General features: G+C 68.4%; 19 protein-coding genes and 4 pseudogenes. 11 read left to right on the top strand and 12 right to left on the bottom strand.

Going from position 1 to position 23,384, the window contains the following annotated elements; genetic code table 11:
- Nucleotides 1-53 precede the first annotated feature (53 nt).
- The gene (locus tag ACFY1J_RS44275; protein WP_390733182.1) at nt 54-824 is read right to left on the bottom strand and encodes a hypothetical protein; all 771 of its coding nucleotides are present in this window, start codon (nt 822-824) and stop codon (nt 54-56) included.
- Nucleotides 824-1,336 carry a hypothetical protein gene (locus ACFY1J_RS44270; RefSeq protein ID WP_390733181.1) on the bottom strand — a complete coding sequence of 171 codons (513 nt, stop codon included), beginning with the start codon at nt 1,334-1,336 and terminating at the stop codon, nt 824-826. The genes ACFY1J_RS44275 and ACFY1J_RS44270 overlap by 1 nt, the downstream gene beginning before the upstream one ends.
- Nucleotides 1,337-1,663: 327 nt before the next feature.
- On the opposite strand from ACFY1J_RS44270, the gene ACFY1J_RS44265 reads away from it, so the two are divergent.
- The gene (locus tag ACFY1J_RS44265; protein WP_390712978.1) at nt 1,664-2,971 is read left to right on the top strand and encodes an IS256 family transposase; all 1,308 of its coding nucleotides are present in this window, start codon (nt 1,664-1,666) and stop codon (nt 2,969-2,971) included.
- On the opposite strand, the gene ACFY1J_RS44260 is transcribed toward ACFY1J_RS44265, so the two are convergent.
- Nucleotides 2,934-3,878: a methylenetetrahydrofolate reductase gene (locus ACFY1J_RS44260; RefSeq protein ID WP_390712977.1), complete on the bottom strand. Its 945-nt coding sequence runs from the start codon at nt 3,876-3,878 to the stop codon at nt 2,934-2,936. The two genes, ACFY1J_RS44265 and ACFY1J_RS44260, sit on opposite strands and share 38 nt — an antisense overlap.
- A gap of 200 nt (nt 3,879-4,078) precedes the next feature.
- Here ACFY1J_RS44260 and ACFY1J_RS44255 point away from each other — a divergent pair, with 200 nt between their 5' ends.
- The 5 genes and pseudogenes from ACFY1J_RS44255 (at nt 4,079) to ACFY1J_RS44235 (ending at nt 10,118) form a co-directional block, all read left to right on the top strand.
- Nucleotides 4,079-4,270 carry a hypothetical protein gene (locus ACFY1J_RS44255; RefSeq protein WP_390712976.1) on the top strand — a complete coding sequence of 64 codons (192 nt, stop codon included), beginning with the start codon at nt 4,079-4,081 and terminating at the stop codon, nt 4,268-4,270.
- Between the two features lie 12 nt (nt 4,271-4,282).
- A pseudogene (locus ACFY1J_RS44250) lies at nt 4,283-5,101 on the top strand (IS110 family transposase); the annotation flags it as partial.
- A gap of 1,371 nt (nt 5,102-6,472) precedes the next feature.
- Nucleotides 6,473-7,641, top strand: a protein-coding gene (locus ACFY1J_RS44245) for an IS3 family transposase (RefSeq protein WP_390712975.1) whose coding sequence is annotated in 2 segments (ribosomal slippage) — nt 6,473-6,725 and nt 6,725-7,641 — 1,170 coding nt in all. Because the reading frame shifts where the segments join, the coding sequence is not laid out codon by codon here.
- 486 nt (nt 7,642-8,127) lie between these two features.
- On the top strand, nt 8,128-8,565 hold the full coding sequence (locus tag ACFY1J_RS44240; RefSeq protein WP_390712974.1) for a peptidoglycan-binding protein: 438 nt from the start codon (nt 8,128-8,130) through the stop codon (nt 8,563-8,565).
- Nucleotides 8,562-10,118, top strand: a complete 1,557-nt coding sequence (locus ACFY1J_RS44235; RefSeq protein WP_390712973.1) for a hypothetical protein — start codon at nt 8,562-8,564, stop codon at nt 10,116-10,118. Before ACFY1J_RS44240 ends, ACFY1J_RS44235 begins: the two co-directional genes overlap by 4 nt.
- Here ACFY1J_RS44235 and ACFY1J_RS44230 read toward each other — a convergent pair.
- Both ACFY1J_RS44230 and ACFY1J_RS44225 read right to left on the bottom strand, forming a co-directional pair.
- Complete coding sequence (locus ACFY1J_RS44230; RefSeq protein ID WP_390712972.1) at nt 10,088-11,143, bottom strand: helix-turn-helix domain-containing protein; 1,056 nt, start codon at nt 11,141-11,143, stop codon at nt 10,088-10,090. The two genes, ACFY1J_RS44235 and ACFY1J_RS44230, sit on opposite strands and share 31 nt — an antisense overlap.
- Before the next feature lie 325 nt (nt 11,144-11,468).
- Complete coding sequence (locus ACFY1J_RS44225) at nt 11,469-12,155, bottom strand: hypothetical protein (protein ID WP_390712971.1); 687 nt, start codon at nt 12,153-12,155, stop codon at nt 11,469-11,471.
- A gap of 316 nt (nt 12,156-12,471) precedes the next feature.
- Here ACFY1J_RS44225 and ACFY1J_RS44220 point away from each other — a divergent pair, with 316 nt between their 5' ends.
- Nucleotides 12,472-13,440: an RNA-binding domain-containing protein gene (locus ACFY1J_RS44220; protein WP_390712970.1), complete on the top strand. Its 969-nt coding sequence runs from the start codon at nt 12,472-12,474 to the stop codon at nt 13,438-13,440.
- Nucleotides 13,441-13,609: 169 nt separating this feature from the next.
- Here the strand turns inward: ACFY1J_RS44220 and ACFY1J_RS44215 are convergent.
- Nucleotides 13,610-13,807: pseudogene (locus ACFY1J_RS44215) on the bottom strand (DDE-type integrase/transposase/recombinase); the annotation flags it as partial.
- Nucleotides 13,808-14,086: 279 nt separating this feature from the next.
- On the opposite strand from ACFY1J_RS44215, the pseudogene ACFY1J_RS44210 reads away from it, so the two are divergent.
- Nucleotides 14,087-14,344, top strand: a pseudogene (locus ACFY1J_RS44210) (hypothetical protein); the annotation flags it as partial.
- Between the two features lie 62 nt (nt 14,345-14,406).
- Here ACFY1J_RS44210 and ACFY1J_RS44205 read toward each other — a convergent pair.
- Both ACFY1J_RS44205 and ACFY1J_RS44200 read right to left on the bottom strand, forming a co-directional pair.
- Entirely contained in the window at nt 14,407-14,838 is a 432-nt protein-coding gene (locus ACFY1J_RS44205) for a protein-tyrosine phosphatase family protein (protein ID WP_390712969.1), read from the bottom strand.
- 167 nt (nt 14,839-15,005) lie between these two features.
- Entirely contained in the window at nt 15,006-16,220 is a 1,215-nt protein-coding gene (locus ACFY1J_RS44200; RefSeq protein ID WP_390712968.1) for a PucR family transcriptional regulator, read from the bottom strand.
- 141 nt (nt 16,221-16,361) lie between these two features.
- On the opposite strand from ACFY1J_RS44200, the gene ACFY1J_RS44195 reads away from it, so the two are divergent.
- A complete protein-coding gene (locus ACFY1J_RS44195; protein WP_390712967.1) occupies nt 16,362-16,991 on the top strand; it encodes a carboxymuconolactone decarboxylase family protein in 630 nt (209 codons plus the stop codon).
- Nucleotides 16,984-17,787, top strand: coding sequence for an SDR family NAD(P)-dependent oxidoreductase (locus ACFY1J_RS44190; protein ID WP_390712966.1), 804 nt, complete (start codon nt 16,984-16,986; stop codon nt 17,785-17,787). The genes ACFY1J_RS44195 and ACFY1J_RS44190 overlap by 8 nt, the downstream gene beginning before the upstream one ends.
- 34 nt (nt 17,788-17,821) lie before the next feature.
- Here the strand turns inward: ACFY1J_RS44190 and ACFY1J_RS44185 are convergent, their stop codons facing one another.
- From ACFY1J_RS44185 to ACFY1J_RS44175, 3 genes and pseudogenes are all read right to left on the bottom strand, one after another.
- A complete protein-coding gene (locus ACFY1J_RS44185) occupies nt 17,822-18,175 on the bottom strand; it encodes a hypothetical protein (RefSeq protein WP_390712965.1) in 354 nt (117 codons plus the stop codon).
- Between the two features lie 55 nt (nt 18,176-18,230).
- A pseudogene (locus tag ACFY1J_RS44180) lies at nt 18,231-18,803 on the bottom strand (helix-turn-helix domain-containing protein); the annotation flags it as partial.
- Nucleotides 18,804-18,808: 5 nt separating this feature from the next.
- Entirely contained in the window at nt 18,809-19,624 is an 816-nt protein-coding gene (locus ACFY1J_RS44175; RefSeq protein ID WP_390712964.1) for an NAD(P)H-binding protein, read from the bottom strand.
- Nucleotides 19,625-19,711: 87 nt separating this feature from the next.
- On the opposite strand from ACFY1J_RS44175, the gene ACFY1J_RS44170 reads away from it, so the two are divergent.
- Complete coding sequence (locus ACFY1J_RS44170; protein ID WP_390712963.1) at nt 19,712-20,134, top strand: winged helix-turn-helix transcriptional regulator; 423 nt, start codon at nt 19,712-19,714, stop codon at nt 20,132-20,134.
- Between the two features lie 1,941 nt (nt 20,135-22,075).
- Here the strand turns inward: ACFY1J_RS44170 and ACFY1J_RS44165 are convergent.
- The gene (locus ACFY1J_RS44165) at nt 22,076-23,248 is read right to left on the bottom strand and encodes a tyrosine-type recombinase/integrase (RefSeq protein WP_390712962.1); all 1,173 of its coding nucleotides are present in this window, start codon (nt 23,246-23,248) and stop codon (nt 22,076-22,078) included.
- Nucleotides 23,249-23,384: the final 136 nt, after the last annotated feature.

The following is a 23,384-nucleotide window of genomic DNA, read 5'->3' as shown; positions in this document are numbered from 1 at the left end:
GCTACTAACGGTGGGTGAAGACGTGCCACCTTGCAGTCCTCGCGGCGTTGGTCTCAGCGTGCTTGGGAACCCGCCCAGGCTTCCCGGCAGGCCCGGCAGGCCATGGGGGCGTTGCGACCGAAGCGGCGGATGAACTGGCCGCATCCGATGCAGGGTCCGAGTTCCCAGGGTTTGCAGTCCAGGGCCGCGGCCATCGCCGCCCGCTCGGGGTCCGTGACCGCCACCGGCGCGCCGGCGTTGGCAGGCCGCATGGGTAAGACGGGCAGGGTGAGTCCGCCGGTGGGCTGGCCGAAGTCCCGCAGGGGGCGGGGATCGCTCCGGTACGCCAGGTGTTCCTCGCCGGCCCTGCACGAGCGGTCCAGTTCCTCGCTGCTGAAGGTGATGTCGTCGTCCGGCTCGTGGCTGGGCTCCTTGGGCAGGCGGGTGGGCCCGGCCATGTCCTTCCACGTGCTGCAGTCCTTCACGGGCACCCACATGTGCCGTCCGGTTCGCGGGTTGTGACGGCTGGGCACGAACACCGCCAGGCTCTCCCCGGTCGCAGAGGTGACGATGAGGTCCTCGATGTGGATGGGCGGCTTGGGTGGCTCGCACAGGGCCGGCAGGAACCAGTCGGCATGGATGCTGCCGCAGTGCCCGCCGCTGCCTTCGAGGCAGTGCCGGACGCTGCTGGGCACGCACCGCCATGTCTGCAGATGCCGGAACCCGCCGCGGATCAGCATCTCGCGGCCGTCCGCGATGTCTTGCCAGTCCATGTCGTCCACGCGTGCCCATGGGGCCCGGTCGATGAGGGCGGCCCGGTCGCTCTTGGTCACCCACAGCGGCATCACCCCGTTGTCGCGGGCACCTTGACGGAGCGCCGGTGAACCGCGCTGGGGCTGAGCGGGTAGTACTGGATCTCCCAGCCGATCCGGGTTCCGTCCGGACCTGTCACCAGCGCATCCGCCACTCCACGGCCTCCGGTGCCCCGCACAGGCTGTTCCGCGCTGGCCTCCAGCCCGTGCCTGAGCGCAGTGGCGACCACGCGTTCTTTGGTGGCCTTGTGCTGGTCGGTTTCCGCTGCGCTCGGCTTGTGCGTGACGGGCAGATGAGCGGCGACCAGCGGACGGCGCCCGCCGACGCGACCGCGTCGTACGAACATCCACGGCGACTTCCCGCCCGCTTCGGACTCGCACGTGTTGCCGTCATGGTGCGCCAGGCACTCCAGCAGCTCCGGATCCCGCTCGGCAACACTCGTCATGATCTCGTCGAGCAAGCCGGGCCGGTCAGGATGACCGAGATCAGGAAGCGACAGGTTGACTTCGATGTTGTACCCGCGATGCCACACCCCGTTGGCCATCACTTCACGGTAGAAGCATCACCTTCTGGGCAACAGAGCGCGCATGCAGGTGAGTTATCAGGAAACAACCAATACCGCTCGTTCGTGGCTGGCCAGGCCAGGCCGACTCCCACCAGGCCCCCGGCGGAGAGCACGCGTATGCCGATCTCGCCCGCACGCAAACAGCGGCAGCCCCGATACCAGGTGGTATCGGACCCGTTGACCTGCGGCACACGAGCAATGCTCAGAACCTGTGGATCGGCTCGGTGAGGGCGCACCCTCCCGAGTGATCGATTCGAAGGTCACTGAGTAGGCCGGCGTTGGCGCGTCGGCTGGGAGGGCACGCCCATGCTTACCGTAGTTGATGCCGCCGGAACGACGCCGAACGGCTTCCTGATCGACGAGATCGTCCGGGAGGGCGCCCGGCGGATGCTGGCTGCCGCGCTGGAAGCGGAGGTGAACGGCTATCTCGCTGACCTGGCCGACCAGCGTGACAAGCGTGGTCGCCGTCTGGTCGTGCGCAACGGTTTCCACGCAGAGCGGACGATAGCCACCTCGGCCGGGCCGGTGCAGGTCAAAGCGCCGCGAGTGATCGACCGGCGGATCGATGCCGAGACCGGGGAGCGCAAACGATTCTCCTCGGCGATCCTGCCGCCGTGGGCCCGCAAGACCCCGAAGATATCGGAGGTGCTGCCGCTGCTGTACCTGCACGGCCTGTCCACCGGCGACTTCGTCCCGGCACTGGAACAGTTCCTCGGCTCGGCCGCCGGGCTGTCGTCGGCGACCGTGTCGCGGCTGACCGCGCAGTGGAGCGACGATCACAAAGCGTTCCAGAAACGGGACCTGTCGAAGACCGACTTCGTCTACGTGTGGGCCGACGGCGTGCACCTGAAGGTGCGCCTGGACGAGGCCAAGGCATGCGTGCTGGTCATGGTCGGCGTTCGGGCCGACGGCAGCAAGGAGCTGATAGCCCTGGACGAGGGCTACCGGGAGTCCGGCGAGTCCTGGGCGAACCTGCTGCGCGACTGCGCCCGGCGCGGCATGCGCGCCCCGGTACTGGCCATCGGTGACGGCGCGCTGGGCTTCTGGAAGGCGCTGCGCGAGGTGTTCCCCGAAACGCGCGAGCAGAGATGCTGGGTGCACAAAACGGCAAATGTCCTGGACGCTCTCCCGAAGTCGGCGCAGCCGGCGGCGAAGAACGCGATCGCAGACATCTACAATGCCGAGGACAAAGACCAGGCCAGGGCCGCCGTCAAGGCGTTCGCGAAGCAGTATGGCGCGAAGTTCCCCAAGTCCGTGGCGAAGGTCGTCGACGACGAGGACGTGCTGCTGGCGTTCTACGACTACCCGGCCGAGCACTGGATCCACCTGCGTACCACGAACCCGATCGAGTCGACCTTCTCCACTGTGCGGCTGCGCACCAAGGTCACCCGCGGCGCCGGGTCGCGGTCGGCCGCTCTGGCGATGACGTTCAAGCTGATCGAGTCCGCCCAGGAACGCTGGCGCGCGGTCAATGCGCCGCACCTGGTCGCCCTTGTGCGAGCCGGAGCCCGCTTCAAGCGCGGCCTGAGCCGCGTCCCGATCGCGGGATTCGACAGCCGCACGTTCGTGCCCGGCTTCACACCGAGGGTGTACCTCGTCCGAGCAGCCTGCTGAGCTCGTGGGCAAGGGCGACCGAGGCGTCGATCTCGACCTTGCGGATGGACACGCTCTCCACGAGGAAGCCGAACGGCATGCCGAGCTTGCGGCAGAAGGCGATCAGGTCCCGGGCGTTCGCCAAGCAGTGCTGGTATGACTCGGCCAGGGTGTCGTCCGCATGGCGCAGGGAGTTCTCCAGCCAGCGCGGGACGTCGACGCCGAGCCATTGGAGGAACGCCAGCGTCTTCACCGAGCCGCACACCGAGAGCGTGAACAGGACGGGCCTCGGTTCGAGGTCCCGCTCGCGGCAGGCGTAGTAGTAGTCGGAGACCATGCTTTTCGCCGCGTCGGCGCTGTAGATGACCTGCGAGATGAAGTACGCGCATCCGGCCACCTGCTTGGCGACGAGCCGCAGATGCTCCTCGGGGCGTTCGGTGATGGCCACGCCACCGAGCAGCAGGTCTGGGCGGACATCGCGGCGCAGGTCCTGCGCCTCGGACAGGCCGGTCCGCACCGCCTTCCCCTTCGAGGACGCGCCGACGAAGACGCCGAGCAGCCGGTCGGCGTCGGCCGTCCGCAGCCAGGTCCGCAGCTCCGTCTGGGAGTACTTGCCGACGCACCGGTAGACGACCACCGGGCGGTTCCACTTGCAGAGATAGTCCGCGTGGTACACGGCAGGGTCGATGGTCGGCAGGTACGGAAACGGCCGCTGCGCCGGATTACGGTCGCTCTCATCGTCGATGTCGTACAGCGCCAGACCGTCGACATCGAGGGACTCCAACCGTGCCAGGGTGGCTGCGGTGATCTCCCGGATCCGCTCGGGAGTATTGCTCAGGCGGGGCGGCGTGATGCCGAACAACAGGACACCGCTGTCGGCATCGGCCACCCGGCTTCGGAGATCTGTGCCGTCGCTCTGGTTCGCCATGACGCGGAAGTTAGCAGCTCATCCGCCATGCGGCAGGCGAACACCACCCTGTGAGACCGGACTCGGTTCTGAACCAACTGACGTCCGGCCGCGCGGACCAGATCCACAGGATTTGATGCGATGAAGGGGCGGGGCCTCCGCCCTCGGGGGCCGGGTACATACCCGGTGTTCACGTTCGTCATGGCGAAGGAGGCCCCCTGATGAGCGAGTACGACGGACACCAGTACGTCGGCATCGACCTGCATCGCAGGCGCTCCGTGATCGTGCGTCAGACCGCGGACGGCACGCAGCTGAGCGCAGTGCGTATCGCCAACGACCCGGTCGCGCTGGGCCTGCAGATCGAGCAGGCCGGCAGCCGCCCGGACGTGGTCGTGGAGGCTACCTACGGCTGATACTGGGCAGTTGACGTGCTTCAGGCCGCCGGGGCCGAGGTCCATCTGGCCCACCCGCTGGGCGTGAAGGGCTTCGCCTACCGGCGCGTCAAGAACGACATCAAGGACGCCTCGGACCTCGCCGACCTGCTGCGCATGGGGCGTCTTCCGGAGTCCTGGATCGCCCCGCCCGACCTGCGGGAATTGCGCGAACTGGTCCGCTACCGGGCCAAACTGGTAGCCCTGCGCAGTGGACTGAAGGCCCAGGTCCACGCGGTGCTCGCGAAGGCCGGGGTCCTCATCGCCGTCTCCGACTTGTTCGGGACCGACGGCCGCCGCCAGTTGGGGCAGACCACGCTGTCCGGTGCCTATGCCCAGCGCGTGGTCTCCCTGCTGAACCTGATCGACATCCTCGACGCCGAGGAAGCCGTCTTCAACACCCGGATCGCCGAGCGGCTTCGCGGCCACGCCGGCTGTGGGGCCATCCGGTGGCTGCCCGGCATCGGACCGGTCCTGGCCGCCGTGCTGGTCGCCGAGATCGGCGACGTGCACCGGTTCCCCTCCGCCGACCGGTTGTGCTTCTGGGCCGGACTGACCCCGCGCCACTACGAATCCGACACCGTCGTGCGCCGCGGGCACGTCACCAAGCAGGGCAGCAAGCTCGTGCGCTGGGCCGTCGTGGAGGCCATCCAACGCGCCACCACACCCAAGATCGCCGAAGACCGGGCACGGATCGAGGCCCGCCGCGGCAGGAACATCGCGAAGGTCGCCGCGGCCCGCAAACTGCTCACGCTGGTCTACTACGGGCTTCGCGACGGACACATCCGCGCCCTGGCCCGCCAGGCGGCGTGAGCAGCTCGGTGGCGGCAGGCGCGTGGCCGGGCAATTGTCTGGTCCCCTCAACGGCGCGGCCGTGGATTTGATTGGCCCCGCCTGCCCCACGTCGTATCGCTCCATGCGGCCCAGCGTCGCGAAGGAATGACCGGCAGCCGAGTACGGCCCTGCCCTCCCGCATCGCGGGCTGGAGAACAGCGACACCCACAACCGCGTGCTCACACCTACCTCGGGACCACACCCAGGCCACGAGTCAATCAGCCCTGCCCGATACCGCCAACAACCGGCAGAAACACCACCGTTGACAGAACCCGCCCCTTCAGGAATGACAATTGCTCACCCCGCGTCGGTTCCCCCACCGTACGCCACGCGCACGACACCTGCAGGGATTTACCGGGCCGCTCGCGTCATCTGCCTCTCCGCATCACGACGCCGCCCCATACCAGCAGTCGCTGGACCTGACGCATGACCAACACAGACACGACCTGGCCAACCAAGCCCGCCGCTTGACCAATTCGCAGATCACGTCCGCCTCTCCACCGACTGCCTACCGCCAGGGCACCGCATTACCTGGACGCCACGAACCGGAGGCGGGGCCATCCGGGCTGCCCGCCAAAACCTGGCGGGCAGCCCTGTTGAGCGTTCAGTGCCTGCGTGTTTGTATCGGACAGGATCCTCGCCGACTGGCTCTTGAGGACCCCAATGCACCAATGTTCAAACAGGTGCGGGGCAGAGTCTTCTTTGCCCGATCAGCCGTCCTCACCGTGGATCTCTGCACGATGACCTCAGTACAGCAACCAGAGCCTGTAGTAGCTCGAATCCGCCGTGTCACGCGGGCACTTGTAGTCCATGGCCCAACGACCAGGCCCCACTGTGGCTTTCACACCATCGGCAGCGCATGTCCATTTCCAGTAGTAGCGGTCCATCGGGTGCCACGTGGCGAGCGCAGAAACCGGTGAAGACTCGGCCGTTGCGGTCACACGGGTTGCTGCGTCCACAGCGTTCGTGGACGCGGGAGCGGCCTGGGCCGACATGCTCATGGCGCCGAATGCCAGGACAGTGCCGACGGCAGCGGCCGCAAAGGCATGGCGAAAACGCATGGTATCCCCTCGTCTTGTCGATGAACTGCGATGGCCAGGGCCGGCTCGTCGCACTTGCTGGTCCTCACTGCATCAGGGAGCCAGTGGCCGTCCATGGCCGCATCACCTAGTTCAGCAGCTGACGCATTGTTCGGAAGGGCCGGTCAGGAAGCCGAATAATGGTCGGACGCGATCTTTCAGAGAGATGGTGGGGTGTCCATCCCCTTGGAAGCGTGGAGAATTGAGGCGCCCCGAAGTTCTCGGACAGCGGTCCCCATAGGATCGAAGTCCAGAACGGCGGAGAGAGCACGTGGCACAGAAGCGTAGGAAGTTCAGTCCTGAGTTTCGGGACGAGGCAGTCAAGATGGTGGTCGTGGAGTCGCGCCCGATCGCCGAGGTCGCCCGAGAGATACAAGTGAACGAGGGAACGCTGGGCACCTGGGTCAGCCGGTACCGGCAAGAGCACGCCGGGGAGGAGCCTCCCCTGAACATCAGCGAACGCGCCCGCCTGCGCGAGCTTGAACGCGAGAACCGGGAACCCCGTATGAAGACCGAGTTCCTGGGAAAAGCGGCGGCCTTCTTCGCCCAGGAATACCGGTGACGGAGAAGTACGAGTTCATCGACGGCGAGGCCGACAACTTTCCCGTGCAGCAGATGTGCACCTGGGCGGGAGTATCCACGTCGGGCTTTTACCACTGGAGATCGAGGCCATTGTCGGCCACCGCGAAGCGCCGTGCGGAACTGAGGGCCGTCATCCTCCAGGTTTTCTCTGACTCGCAGGAGACCTACGGCTACCGGCGTATCCACGCCGTGCTCCAGCGGATGAACGTGCAGGCCGGAGCAGAACTGGTCCGCGCGCTGATGCGCGAGCTCGGCCTGGTGCCATGCCAGCCGCGGCCCTGGCGGGCGACCACGATCGCTGATGATGCGGCGCCGGCCACGCCCGACCTGCTGGCCCGTGACTTCACCGCTGACGCTCCCGGGCGCAAACTGGTCAGCGATATCACCTACGTTCACACCTGGGCCGGGTTCCTTTATCTCGCGACCGTCATCGACTGCCACACCAAAGCTGTGGTCGGCTGGGCGATGGCCGACCACATGAAGACCTCTCTCGTATCGGATGCACTCGATATGGCGGCCCGGAACATCGACCTCGCCGAAGGCTGCATATTTCATTCCGATCGCGGCAGCCAATACACCTCTCGGGAACTTCGTTGCAGGCTCCGCTCGTTGGGCCTGCGAGCGTCGGTCGGCCGCACCGGTGTCTGTTGGGATAATGCGATGGCTGAATCATTTTTCGGTGCCCTCAAGAACGAACTCGTGCACCGAACTGCGTTCCCAACACGCGCACATGCCCACCGGGCGATCGTCCGCTACATCGAGATGTTCTACAATCGAAAACGCCTCCACTCCGGACTCGGCTACAAGACTCCCGCAGAAGTCCACGCCGCGTACGAGGAGTTGCAGGCAGCTGCATAAGGAGAACCCTGAACAACGCTGTCCGAGAAGCGCAGGGCCCCTCACTCAGGCTCGTACGTGCGTCGCTTGGACCCCATGAACCCCAACTTCCCTTGCAATCACAGGCTCCACGGTACGAGGGGAGGCGCACTTCAGGCTCATCCCGGAATCGAGGTCATCTGCGCTCCGGCGCTTATGCCGATGTGGCCGCCACAGCAGCACACCAGGCCCTCCAGATCGACCGATTCCTCTGGCAGAACCTCACCACCGCGGTCGAAAAGACCGTCGCCGCCCACCGCTCCCGCCTACGCAGCCTGCCGCCAGCCAGCCCGCAACCCGAACCCGAATGCGGGCACAGACGAATCGTCATGAACCAAGACGCCAAGAACAGCCACTCACACCCCGTCACCTGGGTCTTTCGGCACTGCCCGAAGGTGGTCGCCCGGCGCCTCGCCCCCTGCCATCGTCGCTGTGCATTCCGCGCAGGCGAGGCAAGGGAGGGAGCCCATGAGACGACTACTCGCGGTGGCGACGATCACCGCGGTCGCGCTGGGACTGGGGGTGACAGTCGCCGAACCGGCGTTTGCGGCCACGCCCACATGCAACGGAGTGGGGGACGCCTGGACCGGTGACGCGGGGCCCATCAAGATCCCGTCGTACAACTCCGGGGGCACACAGAACCTCGACTGCAACATGGTCAAGGGCGTTGTGAGCTCCGCGGTGAAGAACCTCCAGACTGAGCTGAACCACTGTTTCGCCGACAAGATTGGCGCCCAGCTCACGGTCGACGGGATCTTCGGCACCAACACCTACAACGCGCTCAAGAAGGCCCAGTACGCGGCCGGTACTACGGCGGACGGCGTCTACGGACCGCACACCCGGCACGCCTTCGCCATCACCCGCGGCTGGTGGTCCGGGACGACGTGCCTGTGGGTGGACGCATGAGGGCGCGCATCCTGGCCCTCGCCGCGGCCGTACTGACCATGATCCTGTGCGCCACGTGGGCGCAGGCTGCGCCCGGCACAGCGGCGGACGACACGCAGGGGACACGGCACACGCGACTCGATCCGGACGCGGTGCGCGAGTCCGTGGCGTACCTGAAGGAGACCTACCACGTCTCCGACGCTGAGGCGCTGCGCCGGCTGCAACTGCAGGCCGACGCACAGATCCTGGACAAGAAGCTCAGGAAGGAGCGGCCGGGGGCGTACGCCGGAATGTGGCTGGACCAGGACCACGGCGGCGTTTTGAGGGTCCTCACCACCAGCGACTCCGCCGTCGCGCCCTACATCCGGGCCCTGGCGGACAGGTCCCATGTGCGCACGAGGACCGTCGCTCACTCCCGGGCCGAGCTCGACGGGATCGTATCCCGCCTCGAGCGGACGGTCGGCGGCGGTCCCGACTCTCTCTTCATCCCGGCGGTGTCGATGATGGAGAACAAGGTCGTGCTGTGGCGGCGCGACTGGGTGGCCGACGCCAAGCGGTCAGGAACATGGAACAAGCTGTCCAACCTGAGGGGGCGTCCCGCGGCGACCGCCGCGGCGCGGACCGACGCCGTCGCGCACGAACTGGCCCGCGGCCGTGCCGGGTTGGCGGCGCAGCCGCGCGGGCTGGTGGAGGAGCGCCGGCTCGACCAGCCCCAGCAGGCTTTTACCCCGTACGTGGACTGGGGCTACTGCCACCCGCTGTACTGCTCCACCAAGTACGGACCCATGCGCGGCGGACTCCGCCTGAACATCAAGCGTGACAACGGCACCTGGGGCGGCTGCACCTCCGGCTTCAACATCCGCTCCAAGGGCGGCACCACCTACAACAACTGGGCCTGGGTGCTGACCGCCGGTCACTGCGTGGTCGGGAAGACCAACAACACGTACATCAACCACAACGGCTACTCGATCCTGCAGCAGCACGCGCCGAACGCTGCCCTTGAGATCAACTCGTATCCGTACGACTTCGTCATGCTGCCGTACATCAGCGGCAGTTACTCGCAGACCTGGTTGGACAACTTCTCCGGGAAAAACCGGGTGATGAAGTACTGCCGCAACGGCGGCCAGGACAGCGACTCGGACACGCCGTGCGGCACCCAGGCGACCACGGCCGACCAGTGGATCACCGGCTACCACAACTTCAGTGAGATCAACCCCGGCTGGGTCGCGTGTGCCACCGGCACCGGGTCGGACTCCTCGAACTACCCCGAGTCCTACGACAGTGGCGCGGGCGACGGCTATCTGGTCGGAACGCGCTGCGGCAAGGTCATCTCACCGAAGGACGGCGTCGGCATCTGGACCGACATCTGCGCCCGCAAGGGTGACAGCGGTGGCCCGCTGTTCAGCCAGATCGACAAGACCGCATACGGAATCCTGGAGGGCAGCTACCAGTCCCGGACGGGCCCGTGCTACTCGGGCGAGATCAACAACTACGTTCCGATCAGCACGATCTACCACTACACGGACAACGTCGCGGGCGCGACCTACCGCGTGATCACGTCGTCCACCGGCTGACCACCACACCCCACCGGCCGGACCGCCCCGCGGCCCGGCCGGCAGGGGTTCTCCGACAGCAGCGCCACCCCGAGCGGCGTGAGCGCGTGCAGCACGGTGTTGCGATGCCGGAGCGAGCCGATCAGCCCCGCCTCCCGCAGCACGCAGGTGTGCTCACTGGCCGTCGGGGCCGAGATCCCCAACCGTCGGGCCAGCTCGCCCGTGGTGCAGCCGTCCTCCACCGCCCGCAGCGCCGCCGCCCTGGTCCGCCCCAGCAGCGCGTCCAGACCGTCCCGACGGGCGGCGCCGTCCTGCTGTCCGGCCCCCGCCCACCAGCCGGGACCGCGGCCGATCGGATACACCAGCACCGGCGGCAGCGAGGGATCGATGAGGGTGACCGGGGTGCGCCAGCAGAACACCGACGGGATCAGCAGCAGCCCGCGCCCGTCCAGAAAGATGTCACGGGTCACCGGGTAGTCGGCCTCCAGAACCGGTGACTTCCAGCGCAGCGTGGGACCGAGTCCGGCCAGCAGCCCCTCTGGGCCGCCCTCCAGCAGCGAGCGCGCCCGCAGCGCCCGATCGGCCTCCACATGGGCCTGGATCCGCGGCCACACCGGGGCGATCAGACTCTGGTGACAGGCGCGCAGGGCGGCGCCGAGCGCGTTCAGCGCCTCGCCGTCGCCGGTGGCGATCCCACCCGCCCACGAGGGCTGCCGGCCGAGTACCCGCATGCCGGTGCGCAGCGTGCGCCGCGGCGTGGACAGCACCATGTCGAGGCCACTGTCGAGGTCGCTCCCGGCCATGCGTGGGGTGAGGAAGTCGGGGAAGTCGCCCCTGGGCGGGGCGAGGGAGCGCAGCAGCCGGGGCTGCCAGGCGGGCAGCCGGCGCAGGCCGCTCAGGGCCTGCTGCCGCCACGGGTCGAAGACCGCCCGGCCCTGACGACTGCCCAGTAGAGTTGCGCCGAGGACGAGTTCCCACAGGACGTCGGGTCCGGGTGCGACGCTCGTCCGCACCAGATCGTCCCTCGTGAAATGCAGCCTGAGCATGGCAGCCCCCGATTCCCCCGAAACGGCCGCCCCCGGCCGACGCCCCCGAAGAGTACGGTCTTCGACGACACCGGACATTCCCCTGCCCCCGGCCCAAGACAGATGGCCCGCCAGACGCCCCCGCACCGGCCTTCGGATCGTCCAGCGCGCCCGCCGCCAGGCCGAGTGTTGCCGTGTCACCTAGCGCCTGTCCGGACGGCTTCCTCGGACAGGGTGAGGCGGCCGCCTGGTGGCCATCGCGTCCACTGCCCCGGCCGTTTCCTGCACTGCTGCGATTGGGTGTTCGTCTGTCGTCATGCCCAGGGTTACGCAGATCGCTGTTCCGCTACTGCCGGGCCGCGGCCTGCTCGTCAGGGGCGGTCACGGTGGCGGCTTTGCCGTCCTGCAGTTGCTGAAGGCGCTTGAGCGTCGCGGTGAGCATGGCCTGTGTGCCCGAGGGGTCGCCTTCGGTGCCGCCTTCGATCCGTACCTGGATGTTGACCTTGCCCGAGCGGACGTACCCGTACACGGAGTCGTCGCTGAGACCGGGGTTGATGACCAGTGTATTTTCGTCGCCCACCGGCCTTTTGGGGTTTTGCTGTTTGCTTGTCTCGGTGCCCTTCCACGTCGTGTACTGGCGGCGGGCGTCGTCGGCCGATTTGAAGAGGCAGATATCTATGTACGCCATGTTGTTCGTGGAGCCGTTGTACTCGTACGAGGAATCGCCGCCGCGGACCCAGCCCGCCGGCGCGGAGTCGGCCTCCTCTGTGCCGTTGCAGTACTGCCCTTCCGTCACCGACTTGTCGCCGTGAAGGGACCAGCCGGGAAGGGTCTCGCCGTCGCCGAGCAGGGCCTGCGTGATCTGGGCCTGGGTGAGTTCCTTCGTGATCGGCTTCGGGGCAGGAGCGGAGACCGGCTCGTCGCCATTGTGCGTGCCGGAGCCGGGAGCAGGCTTGTCGCTGCTGGAGGAGCAGGCGGTGAGCGCGGCAATCCCGACAAGGGCAGTTACGAGGGTGACGCGTGCACGTGACATGCACACAGCCTATCCACTGTTGATCACCAAGCCGTGAGGCTTTCTGCCGTCCGGCAAGCCTGCTGAGGGGAACCGACGGTGGCGGAGCGATGCGAATGCAGGGTGCGCCGAGTGCATCCTCCGCCCTTCCCACCGCCCGGCCCGGGCGAAGGCGGACGACGGTGGGCCCTGCGGCGGTGGCTGAAGCGCACGTCGGCCGTAGACCCCGGCTCGCCGAGGGCCTCCGCAGCGGAGACCGGAACTGCAGAGCAAGCCCAGATTGGGGCCGGGAGAAAAAGGGTCCACGCCAGGATGCGCCGGCCGGGATACTTCGGGAATGTCACAGATAGATCTCGAGGGCGCCCGGTCGGCGCTGCGCGGCCATACGCCCACCGCGCTGCTGGGGTTGCGGGAGAGCCAGTGGCTGGATGCCAAGGGCGCCCCGTACGAACTGCGCGACCCCGCCAAGGTGGAAGAACTCGCCAAGGACGTCACCGCGTTCGCCAACGGTGGCGGAGGGCTCCTCGTTCTCGGGATCACCACGCGACTGGAGCACGGCGAGGAGGTGCTCGACCGCATCGCTTCCGTCGACCGGTCGGCGGTCGACCTCGACCAGGTGCGCAAGGTGATCCGCGAGCGCGTCACCCCGGCGCCGCGCGGCGTGACCGTCGGCTGGTCCGACGACGAACAGTCCCGTGTGGTCTTCATCGACATCCCGCAGCAGGCGCCGGGCACGGTCTTCGTCGTCGCCGCCCCAGCCGGCAAGCCGGGCCAGGTCCCGGCCCACACCGTCGCCGTCCCGGTGCGTGACGCGGACGGAACCCACTGGCTGCCCCGCACGGAGATCCAGCGCCTGCTGTCCATGGGGATCGCGGCGCTGGGCATGCCCGGCCCCAAGGCCCTGACCGAGCTCGTCCGACAGGCCGTCGCCGATGCGCAGGCACGCACCTCCGCTCCGGAACTGCGCGTAGGCCAGGGCCTTCCGGCACGTGAGCGGGAGCTGAGCGATGCCTACGAGCAGCTGCGCCGCGTGGCGGACCTGGGACGGCCGACCAGCGAGGCGTACGCTCAGGGCGCAGGCGTGGTGCAGCATTTCGCGGACACGGTCGAGTCCGAACCCGGCTGGGTGCTGTGCCTGGTGGACCGTCAGCCGCCGCTTGCGCTGGCCGAGCCGGTCTGGCAAGCCATGATGGAGGCTGGCCGACGGGACCCGGCAGGCCAGGCGATCCTGGCGGTGGGCTATCCAGCCGTCGACGGCGAGCACCCCGTCGGGCGCTGTCACGTTGTTGAGTGCGTGGTGGCATGAGGGTGTGTCAGGGTATGGCGGCCCGGGTTCCGGGCCTGTTTTCAGGCCGTGGCGGGTCGGCCGACAGCGCCGGTGGCCTGGTCCCAGATGGCGAAGCGCACGGTCATCTCGAACCGGTGGTCGGGCGCGGTCATCAGGTGCCGGCGGGGCCGGAAGTGGGGTGAGATGCCGCTGAACGCGGACAGGAAGCGTTGCGCTCCGCCGACGCTGCGGAACCCTTCATCGCGCGTTCACGCTGCCGAGTGGGCTGGTGGGAGTTCTCCGCCCGGTTGTTCAGTCCCTTGTGCGAGTGGTGCTCCACCGAGGGCATGACCTCGCGGTGGGCGGCGCCGTAGGAACGGAGCTTGTCGGTGACGACCACCCGCGGGGGTCCGAGCGCGTCGGGTAACGATCGTTCATGAGACGCGAAGATCAACATAGCGTTGCCGCAGGCCGCGACTGTCACACGTGCCGTGTACGCGCCTATGTAACGCTCACCAGAATCGGCGTCGCGCGCGTCAGCACACGCGATCAGCACCCCGAGGCCCAGGAGGATGACCTCCGCGTGGCCGGCTGCGAGTAGGTCTTCACCGACAAGGCGTCCGGCAAGCTCGCCCGCCGCCCCGAACTCGACAAGGCCCTCCTCGTCGCCCGCGAAGGCGACCTGGTCGGCCCCGCCGAGGTCGACACCGGGCTGCTCACCGGCTCCTGGCGCCGGCTGGTGCTGTCCGCCCCGCATCTGGAGCCGGGCACGGTGGACTGGAAGGCGTACGCGTTCTGCGTGCTGGAGCAGTTCCACCGGATGCTGCGCCGGCGGGAGGTGTTCGCGAAGAACTCCTCCAAGTGGGGCGACCCGAGGGCGAAGCTGCTGGACGGGGACGCGTGGGAGCAGGCCAAGCCCACCGTGCTCACGTCGCTCGGTCTGGAGCTTGATGTGTGCTCTCTGCAAGCCAGTCAGGCACGCAGCCCTCGATGCGAAACGCGCCACTATGCGTCCTCGAAGCGCAGTACGAATCGTCGCTGCCAGGGGGTCTCCACAGCACGGGGGTGGTAGTGCTGACGGACGAACGCGACGGCTTGGTCTGGCGGAACTCCATCAAGGACAGCCATGCATGCCAAGGCTGTTCCTGTCCGTCCTCGCCCGCCTCCGCACGCGACCTCAACGCGTTCGTTCCCCGCCCGGGTCAACGCTTCCTGCAACACATCCCGAGCTTGCCGGCGGTCCTTGGGAAGGCGAAAGTCAGGCCACCGCAACCATCCAGCCTCCCACTCGGTCGGTGGAGGCTGCTTACCAAGCAGGTGAACCGCGAAGGATGGCGTCGGCCCTGAGGGCAAGGGGTAACGCAAACCCCGGCCACGCACGAGCGCGCCTGAAGGAAACCGCAGGATCCCGTCTGTCGAGTTCCAGTCCTCACTCATGCGAGCACCCTATGGAGGGTTTATGCCCAGCAAGTCCGTGATCGCAACGCTTGCCTCGCGCACTATGCCGTTGCCGCACGCAACGCGGCAGAACTCTGCTGAAAGGTGTCCCGGTAGCTTCCGCCGAGAAAGCAACGAAGTGGCTACTGACCTGCGGTTCTTTGAGGTCAGGGCAAGACCGTGGGTCCGGTTGCGGGTGGGCTCGGGCGACGGTGGGGTGAGGGGGCGAGCCGTAGTTCGCGTGCGGCCAGCGCCCAGTTGAGCTCCACCAGGGTGTGCGGTGCGTCGAGGCGCGCACCGGTCAGTTCCTCGTAGCGCCGCAGCCGGTAGCGGATCGTGTTGACGTGGACGTGCAGGGCCCGGGCGACCTCGCCGATGTGGCGCCCGCGCTCGAGGTAGAGCCGCACCGACTCCTCGATCAAGGCGCCGAACTGCCCTTCGTCGGCGAGCGGCCGCAAATAGCGGTCGAGCAGCGCCTCGCAGATCTCGGGTTCGGAGACCACGGCGACCCGCCAGGACAGGTCGCCCAACGCGTAGACGCCGCGCAGACCGTATGCGGCGGCGGCGTCCAGCAGGCGGCCGGCGGTGCGGAACGAGCGGTGGACCTCGCCCAGTTCCGCCGCGGGGCCGAGACCCGCCGTCACCTCCAGGTCGCCGACGACCGGTCCGGTCTCGACCACCCCTACGACCGCCTCGTCCATCACGGCGAGCATCGCGCTCCGCCCCTGGGAGCGGCACAGCGTGACCAGCGCCCGCTCCAGCCGTTCCAGGCCGCCGTCCTCGCCGCTGGATCGGGCCCGGACGGCGTGGTAGGGGCGTGCCGGGTCGAGGCCGTAGATGGCGGCTCCGCCGTGCACCTGCACCGCGCTCAGGGTGCCGTAGAGCACACCGCGCAGGAAGTCCGCGCGGCGCCGGGCGTCGAAGAGGGCGGCGGTGACCTCTGCCTCGCGGTGCACCGAGGCGATCTGCACGCTCTCTACGTCGGCGAGCTCCCACAGATCCTTGGTGCGCTCCACAATGACCAGCGGATCGAGCCCGTGGCTGGTGGCCTCCTCGATGAACAGGTCCCGGATGGCCTGCAGGGCACGCCGGAAGGCGCGCAGCCCGTCGCCGAGCGGCACCCCCCGGGCCACCCGCTCGCGGGCCACGTCCGCTTCGGTGATCTCGTGCGGCCCGGGCACCCGGCCGTCGCGCAGCACCGCGAGAGCCCGCTGGAAGTGGCGGCCCCAGATCTGGACGAGCAGTTCGCTGGGGACCGCGCGGTACGCCGGTATGCGCTCGGCCACCTCGGTGTGCAGACGGCTGCCGACTGCCTCCTGCCGGGCGCGCATGGCGTCGATCACAGTCTCCAGAACCGCCGCACCGCCCTGGCCCGTTGCCATGAACCCTCACCTTCCACTCGGGATGACAGTTGTAGGAGCGAACAATATGCGCCCCGGCGACCTTTGCCGATGGTCCATCGACACCGCTCGGGCGGCGCGGCACAGTGGCGGTGACCGGTCCTTTGGACGAACGGAGACTCCATGACCAGCGCGGAGCAGCCACACGGCGCCACCGCGGAGGCCCCACCACGCCTCACGCCACTGCCCGAGGAACTCTGGGACGTGCGCGTGCGCGGGCTGCTCGCTTCGGCCGCACGAGATGAGGGAGGCCATGTCCCCAATATCTTCACCACCCTGGTACGGCATCCCGACCTCTACGAACGCTTCCTGCCGTTCGGCGGCTACCTGCTGCGCGGCGGCAGGCTCGCCGGACGCACCCGTGAGCTGCTGATCCTGCGCACCGCGTACAACACCCGAGCGGCGTACGAGTGGGGGCGTCACGTCCCGTTGGCAAGGGCTGCCGGGGTCACCGAGGCCGAGATCGCCCGTGTCCCCCTCGGCTCGGAAGCTGGCGGATGGGCAGGGCCGGACCGCTTGCTGCTGCGCGCCGCCGACGAACTGCACCGCAATGCCCGCCTGTCGGCGGACACCTGGGAGGCGCTCGCCGCCGACCATGACGAGGCGGAGCTGATCGAGGTCACCATGCTGGTGGGCCAGTACCACATGGTCGCCTTCTTCCTGAACTCCGCCGGTACACGACTCGACCCCGGCTTCACCCCGCCCACCACCACGGCGAACGGAAACCACGGAGAGGACACCGGCCATGAGTGAGCAACCGCCGCCGACCGCCGCCGGCAGCCTCGCCGACCGCACGGTGCTGGTGATCGGCGCCGGCACCCGGCCCAGCGACAACGTCGACGCCCCCGTGGGCAACGGCCGTGCCGTGGCTGTCCTCGCCGCCCGCGAGGGGGCGGCGGTAGCCTGCGCCGACATCTGCGCCGACGCCGCCGCGGCGACCGCCGCGCTCGTCGGCGCGGAGGGCGCCAAGGCGATCACCGTCGTCGGGGACGCCACCGACGCCGACCGCGCCTCGGCCATGGTCGCCGAGTCCTCCCGCGCCCTCGGCGGCCTCGACGCCATGGTGGTCAACGTCGGCGTCGGCCTCGGCTCCGGGCTCGACGGCACCTCCACCGAGGAGTGGGAACGCGTCATGGCGCTCAACCTGCGCGCCCCTTTCCTCGCCGCCAAGTACGGCCTGCCGGCGCTCAGTGACGGGGGCGCGATCGTCTTCGTTGGCTCGGTGGCCGGACTGCGCGCCGCCACCAACTCCCCGGCATACGACAGCTCCAAGGCAGCGCTCTTCGGTCTCACCCGCCACGTCGCCAAGGAGGGCGCGCCGCGCCGGATCCGCGCCAACCTTGTCGTCCCCGGCCTGATCGACACTCCGATGGGCCGTGAGGCCTCCGCCCAACGGGCGTCGCGGACCGCCTCGTTCGCCCGCATCCCGCTCGGCCGCCAAGGGACCGCCTGGGAGGTGGCCGAAGCCGTCACTTTCCTGCTCTCATCGCGCGCCTCCTACATCACCGGGCAGAGCCTCGTGGTCGACGGCGGCATGAGCGCCGTCTGAAATGGCATGGCCAAGTCGAAGGGCCATCGGCGGCTCAGGCCCGCTTAGAGGCCGTGACCTGCGAATCCTCCACCGGCTCCACAGCAACGGGCCAGGTCAGGGGCTCCTCAGTTGTTTTTTCGGCGAGAACTACCGGGACACCGACTTCCGCGTCGACCTGGCTGCCGGCACCGCGACCTGCCCAGCCGGGCACACCGCCAACCTCGAACAGGTCAAAGCGGACGGTGCCCGCACCGCCCAGTTCAAACGCGTGTGCGCCGGCGGAGCCAGAACGGCTTGCCGAGACCACCCCCTCCTTCCCGACAGAACCCGGCTGAGGCAACACCTGATCGTCGCCATCACCGACCGCGTTCGGATCAGTCGGCAAGTACGTGGTGGACTCACACACTGCCCAGATCCCGAGACCACCGCCGCCGAGATCCTCGCCGTCCGGGAGGCGCGCTCACCCTCTGGCGCAGGTAGGCGTATCCGGCTCGCCAGCCTTTCCGCTTTCGACGCTCGGCAGCCTTGGCTTGATCGCTCCCTCGGCCATGGGCTCGCCAACCGCCGCCGTCGGGGATCCGCCCGACCTTCTTCACGTCGATGTGGACCATGTGTCCGGGCCGGCGGGCTGTGATCCGCCGTGGCTCGCGGTTGGATTCTCCGTTCGGGTCGAGGAACCGGCGATGGTTCAGCCCGAGCGTGTGCAGCTACCGCGAGACGGTACGGCGGCTGATCTGCCAGCCGTCTTCTTGAAGCTCAAAGGCGATTCGGGAGGCGGACCACTTGTTCCTGCGTCGCAGGTCTTCGATCTACGCGACGACGTCTGCGTTGATTGCGGTCGGCCGGCGGGACGGAGTCGAGGATCGGTCGAACAATCCGAGGTCCCCGTGTTGTCGATAGCGGTTAACCCACTTTGAGGCGCACGCCCGGGAGATACCCATCTCGGCGGCAACGTGCGCGATCGGCCGGGTGCGGCAGCGTTCGATCAGGCGACGGCGACCTTCGATGGACAGTGGCGCATTGCGGTGAACCATCCGTGTCAGCTGGCGTCGGGGCGCATCGCGGCCGCGGTGTCCGTGGCGACGGTGAGCGGGTCGGTGAGCGGTCGGCCGAGTAGTTGGGCGAGGTCGGGGCTGGTGGTGCTGAGGAACCCGTGGCGGACGCTGGTCGCGATCGAGGCGAGCATCGACGGCTGGAACGGCAGTAGCGTGTCGTCAGCGAGGAGTTGGGCCCGGTACTCCCCGAGCCCAATGGTCCGGTGCGCGACTCCGAGGGATTCGGCGATGCCGACGGCGGTGATCGGTTCGCCGACCAGGTCATAGGTCTTGCCGGCGTGCGCGGTCGGATTGCTGGCCACGACGGCTGCGGCCGAGGCCAGGTCCGCCCGCGCCACAGCGGCGAGCGCTCCGTCGCCGAACGCCGATTCCACGCCGTCAGCGGTCCAGGTCAGGAGCGCCCCGAAGAGTTCGGCGTAGAGCCCGTTGCGCAGGACCGTCCACCCAAGTCCACTGCCCTTGATCAGCTGCTCGGTGGCCCGATGGGCGAGGGCGAAGCCAAGGTGGTCACCGTCGCCAGCCAGGCTGGTGTACACCACGTGGCTCACGCCATTGCGCACCGCAGCGTCTACAGCTGCCTGGTGCCGGGTGATGACCTGGTCGTCCTCGGCGTACCCCGCCGAGACGAGGACCAGCGTAGAAACGCCGGTGAGGTCGAGGCTCGTGGGGTCGTCGAAGTCGAGTCGCCGCTGCCCTTCTGCGGGCGATCGAGTGCCGCCCAGGGCGGGCACGTGGCGCTCAGCCAACTCCTGGAGCGTGAGAGAGGCGAGCTGTCCGTTCGCGCCGGTCACCATGATCATTGTGGTTCTGTCTCCTACCGTGGTTCTCTTCAGTAACTACGGTGAGATCTTCAACCGGCCCAGGTCGCCCCACAAGGAGGCAGTTTCGTGTCAGTGACGCACACCGAGGTAACCGCTGAACCCGCCGAACTCGAACCCTGCGGACAGCAGGACCACCCCGACTGCGGGATCTGCGACGTCCTCGACCGGGTCGGTGACAAGTGGTCGGTCCTCGTCATCGTCGAGCTCGCCAACGGCCCGAGGCGCTTCCGGCAACTTCAGCGCGCCATCGATGGGATCTCCCAGCGCATGCTGTCCCTTACGGTGCGCCGGCTGGAGCGAGACGGCCTGGTCCTTCGGACCGTGTATCCGACCGTGCCTGCCCAGGTCGACTACCGGCTCACCGAGACGGGCGCGAGCCTGACACACCTCGTCAAGGCACTTGCCGACTGGTCACTCGAACACCGGGCCCACATCGCCCGCGCCCGTGAGACCTACGACAGCGAGCACCCCGACAACGAGATCCGCTGATCAGCGAAACGTCATCAACCTCCTGACCCGCAACAACTAGGCGAAGCCGAGCGGCGCCGTGCTCGGCCAGCAGTGCCTGCCTGATCTCTTGGGGAGCTGGGCCTGCGCCCGTTTCGCACCACACGTTGGTATGTTGATCTGCCTGATCCTGCCGCAAGCACTGAAGTCTGGCGACAGGGTTGTCTGCGGATCGCGGAGCGGCTGCTCGGGCGTCATGCGGCGAGTGGCTCCGGTGGCGCGGTCTGGTAGCACCGTCCGTCGCGGAGAAGAGCCCACAGGACGTTGACGCGACGGTGGGCGAGGGCAAGGACGGCTTGCGCCGCCAGCAGCGGCTCGTCCGCTTGGGGGTCCGCATCAACCTGGGCGAGGACTTCCAGCCGGTCTCCCGGGGGCAAGTGCGTCAGCACCGAGCCGAGTTGGCAGCGCAGCTGGGACCAAGAGGTGGCGGAGCGCTCTCGGGCAGACTTCTTCAACGCGCCGCGTGCCGCGGCCGCGATTTCGCCGACTTTTCCTCCAAGAACCGCTCTCGCTCCGCGCCGCTCTGCCTGTTGCCGTCCCGTCCCACTCCGCACGCGTTCGCGGCCGTTGGATCCCGTCCTGCCATGCCCGTTCGAGGCTCGATGGCGCCCTCAGGTCTGGAAGAGGACCGGCAGGCGGCTTTGACGACAGCCGGCGAATCGCCGAGGCGCTTCCCTCACAACATGTGACGGACTTCGTTACGCTGCGTATATCGGCCATGGCGAGCCCTGGGGGCACCTGTGACACAGATCCGGATTGAGACCGCGCCGACCGCGCATCCGTCACTGGCTGAACGCGTCAAGCTGATGAAACCTCAGGTCAGCCGACTGCGCGCTGATATCGCCTGCTTCCAGGAAGTCCATGGCCAGGAACGCCCCGGCCAGCCTCGTGCGCTGCTGGCGCTGAAGGAGCTGCTCGCGGGGACCAACCTCGACGGGGCCACAGGAAGCCGGCGTCCTTGGTGTCCGAGGGGCTGTAGTAGACGCAGCGCAGGCCGTTGACGACTTCCCAGATGATCTTGCGGACCTCGGAGTCCATCTGCTTGCGCGTCAGGTCTTTGTAGCCTTCGTCGTGCAGATCCGTCAGGGACATGATGCTGCCCCGCCAGCAGTACCTGACGAGATTCCTGATGCCATTGGTGGTCCACTCGGAGTGCTGTGCGGGCTGGGCGTGGGCGTTCAGGCCCCACTGGATCTCGGCCCGTAGCAGTGGGGCAGGCAGTGGAGGTTGACCAGCCCTGGCTGCGTGACCGGCTCCGCAGTGGCGCACCAGGCGCGGAATGCCTTCCGTCGCCGTAGGTCACCGGGAGCGGCCGGCCGTCCTTGAGTGGGCCGCGTGAGTTGTGCGACCGGGCCGCTCCCGGGCGGTTGTCGATCTTGTACCGGTTCAGGTGCTGCAGGCACAGCCCCAGCGAGGTGCAAGCCAAGAACGGGCACCGCGCCTGGCACAGGCCGTAGCCGGGAAGCGGGTGCTGGGTGCGGGCCCAGTGCTCGAACCGGTCTCGGTCCATGCCGGCTGCCTCGACGTACTGCCACCTGGTCTGGTGCTGCTGGCACAGCCGGGTGGTGGGGCTGATCGCCGGGCGGTCGGGGCAGATCAGGCGCCAGCCGTAGTCCACTCCCCGCGCGGCGGGCAGAGCGGCGGCCGCGTCCATGAAGGCGCGCTTGGTCCGCCCCGCCCGCTCGGCCTGCTCCCACTCCAGGTTGTGCGTGTTGCACAGGTTGTCGCCGACCCGGCGGATGCGCAGGCAGCCGTCAACGGCGCACTGCCAGGCGTAGACCGGGTGCTGAGGCGGGATGAAGATCAGCGTGTCGCGGAGGAGCGGGTCGAATGCGGGAGCAGCGATGAGGGCCCTGAGCAGTTCGAGCCGGTCGCGGCCGACGCGGGTGGTGTCGGTGCGGCCGGGCAGCAGCGTCAGCGGGATCACGGCCGTGTCCCCCACACCTGCTCCAGCGCCGCGGTGAAGACCGGGTCGTGGACGTCCACGTGTCCGTAGACCTGCTCGACGGTCGCGGCCGAGGCCCAGCCGCCGGCCTCCCGCGCGATCACCGCGTTGCCCCGTGCGGCGTCCAGCACCGCGGTGGCGAAGCTGTACCGGAAGGCATGCGGGACCACCCGCCCGATCTGACCACGGGCCGCGGCCCTGCGCAGCATGCCCCGGGCTGCGGCCGTGGTCCACGGTTGGCCTCGGGAGGGGCCGTGCAGGCTGACCAGGAGCATGCCGTGAACGGACTGGGCGGGGTACTGGGTGGTGATGTACTCGAAGTAGGTGTGGATCATCGCCGGGCTCGCCCGGCGCACCGTCCCGCCGCACACGGCGTTGTCCTGCCAAGTCCAGGACGTCTTGGTCTTGACCCGGGCCCGGTTGGCGTTGTCCTCACGGTGGCAGATGTGCACGTGCGGCCCCCGGCACTGACCGCACGCGGCCTGCTCGCGCAGGTGCAGGTCGACCAGGCGCAGTCCGCACAGCTCGCCAATCCGGAAACCGCCGTCGGCCAGCCACGTGACCACCATCCGGTCCCGCGCGCACGACACCGCCCCCAGCAGCAGATCCCGGGCGCCTTCGGGGAGCATCTTCGGATGCCGGCGCACCTGTTCTGCGGGCGCGAGCGGGTTGGCCGTCATGCTGTGTAGGACGTGCCCGAGCATCGCCCGCCGCCTATCCGCCCGCGTCAGCAGCCGGGTTACGCGCAGTGCCTCCGCCAGTGCGGGGTTCACTCCGTAGGCGCCCAGGTGGAGGTAGAAGCCCTTCAGGCAGGCCACCGCGGTCTTCAACGCGCTGTGCCCGTACGGGCGTTTCCCCACCCGCCACGGCAGCCCGAACGGCCCCGGATAATCCGCCCCGAGGGCCGCCATGTAGTGCCGCAGATCCTCAACCGACACCGCCCCGACGTCCAGGCCCGCGAACCGCAGCCACCGCAGATGATCCACCAGCACATACGCGTATGTACGGTCCGTGCCCGCCCGGCAGGTACGCAGGAAGCCATCCGCCTCCGCCACCACCGAGCAGTCCGTGTCCGCGACCGTGTGCGCGTCCCCGGCCCAGTCCCCGCGAACGTCCCGCACACCCGGGTGACGGTTGGTAACGTCCGTCACCCTCACACGCCAGAACGCCCCTTCAGACCGCGTTGGCAGTAGTGAGGCGCCCCGAAGTTCTCGGACAGCGGTCCCCATAGGATCGAAGTCCAGAACGGCGGAGAGAGCACGTGGCACAGAAGCGTAGGAAGTTCAG

It is taken from the genome of Streptomyces sp. NPDC001406 (assembly GCF_042895285.1).
In the GTDB taxonomy this organism is placed as follows: domain Bacteria; phylum Actinomycetota; class Actinomycetes; order Streptomycetales; family Streptomycetaceae; genus Streptomyces.
This window is presented reverse-complemented; position numbering and strand designations above follow the sequence as displayed.

Bases quoted from the DNA above. Each gene is read 5' to 3' on its own strand.
- ACFY1J_RS44275 (WP_390733182.1), bottom strand. From the start codon at position 824: ATGCCGCTGTGGGTGACCAAGAGCGACCGGGCCGCCCTCATCGACCGG.
- ACFY1J_RS44270 (WP_390733181.1), bottom strand. From the start codon at position 1,336: ATGGCCAACGGGGTGTGGCATCGCGGGTACAACATCGAAGTCAACCTG.
- ACFY1J_RS44265 (WP_390712978.1), top strand. From the start codon at position 1,664: ATGCTTACCGTAGTTGATGCCGCCGGAACGACGCCGAACGGCTTCCTG.
- ACFY1J_RS44260 (WP_390712977.1), bottom strand. From the start codon at position 3,878: ATGGCGAACCAGAGCGACGGCACAGATCTCCGAAGCCGGGTGGCCGAT.
- ACFY1J_RS44255 (WP_390712976.1), top strand. From the start codon at position 4,079: ATGAGCGAGTACGACGGACACCAGTACGTCGGCATCGACCTGCATCGC.
- ACFY1J_RS44240 (WP_390712974.1), top strand. From the start codon at position 8,128: ATGAGACGACTACTCGCGGTGGCGACGATCACCGCGGTCGCGCTGGGA.
- ACFY1J_RS44235 (WP_390712973.1), top strand. From the start codon at position 8,562: ATGAGGGCGCGCATCCTGGCCCTCGCCGCGGCCGTACTGACCATGATC.
- ACFY1J_RS44230 (WP_390712972.1), bottom strand. From the start codon at position 11,143: ATGCTCAGGCTGCATTTCACGAGGGACGATCTGGTGCGGACGAGCGTC.
- ACFY1J_RS44225 (WP_390712971.1), bottom strand. From the start codon at position 12,155: ATGTCACGTGCACGCGTCACCCTCGTAACTGCCCTTGTCGGGATTGCC.
- ACFY1J_RS44220 (WP_390712970.1), top strand. From the start codon at position 12,472: ATGTCACAGATAGATCTCGAGGGCGCCCGGTCGGCGCTGCGCGGCCAT.
- ACFY1J_RS44205 (WP_390712969.1), bottom strand. From the start codon at position 14,838: ATGAGTGAGGACTGGAACTCGACAGACGGGATCCTGCGGTTTCCTTCA.
- ACFY1J_RS44200 (WP_390712968.1), bottom strand. From the start codon at position 16,220: ATGGCAACGGGCCAGGGCGGTGCGGCGGTTCTGGAGACTGTGATCGAC.
- ACFY1J_RS44195 (WP_390712967.1), top strand. From the start codon at position 16,362: ATGACCAGCGCGGAGCAGCCACACGGCGCCACCGCGGAGGCCCCACCA.
- ACFY1J_RS44190 (WP_390712966.1), top strand. From the start codon at position 16,984: ATGAGTGAGCAACCGCCGCCGACCGCCGCCGGCAGCCTCGCCGACCGC.
- ACFY1J_RS44175 (WP_390712964.1), bottom strand. From the start codon at position 19,624: ATGATCATGGTGACCGGCGCGAACGGACAGCTCGCCTCTCTCACGCTC.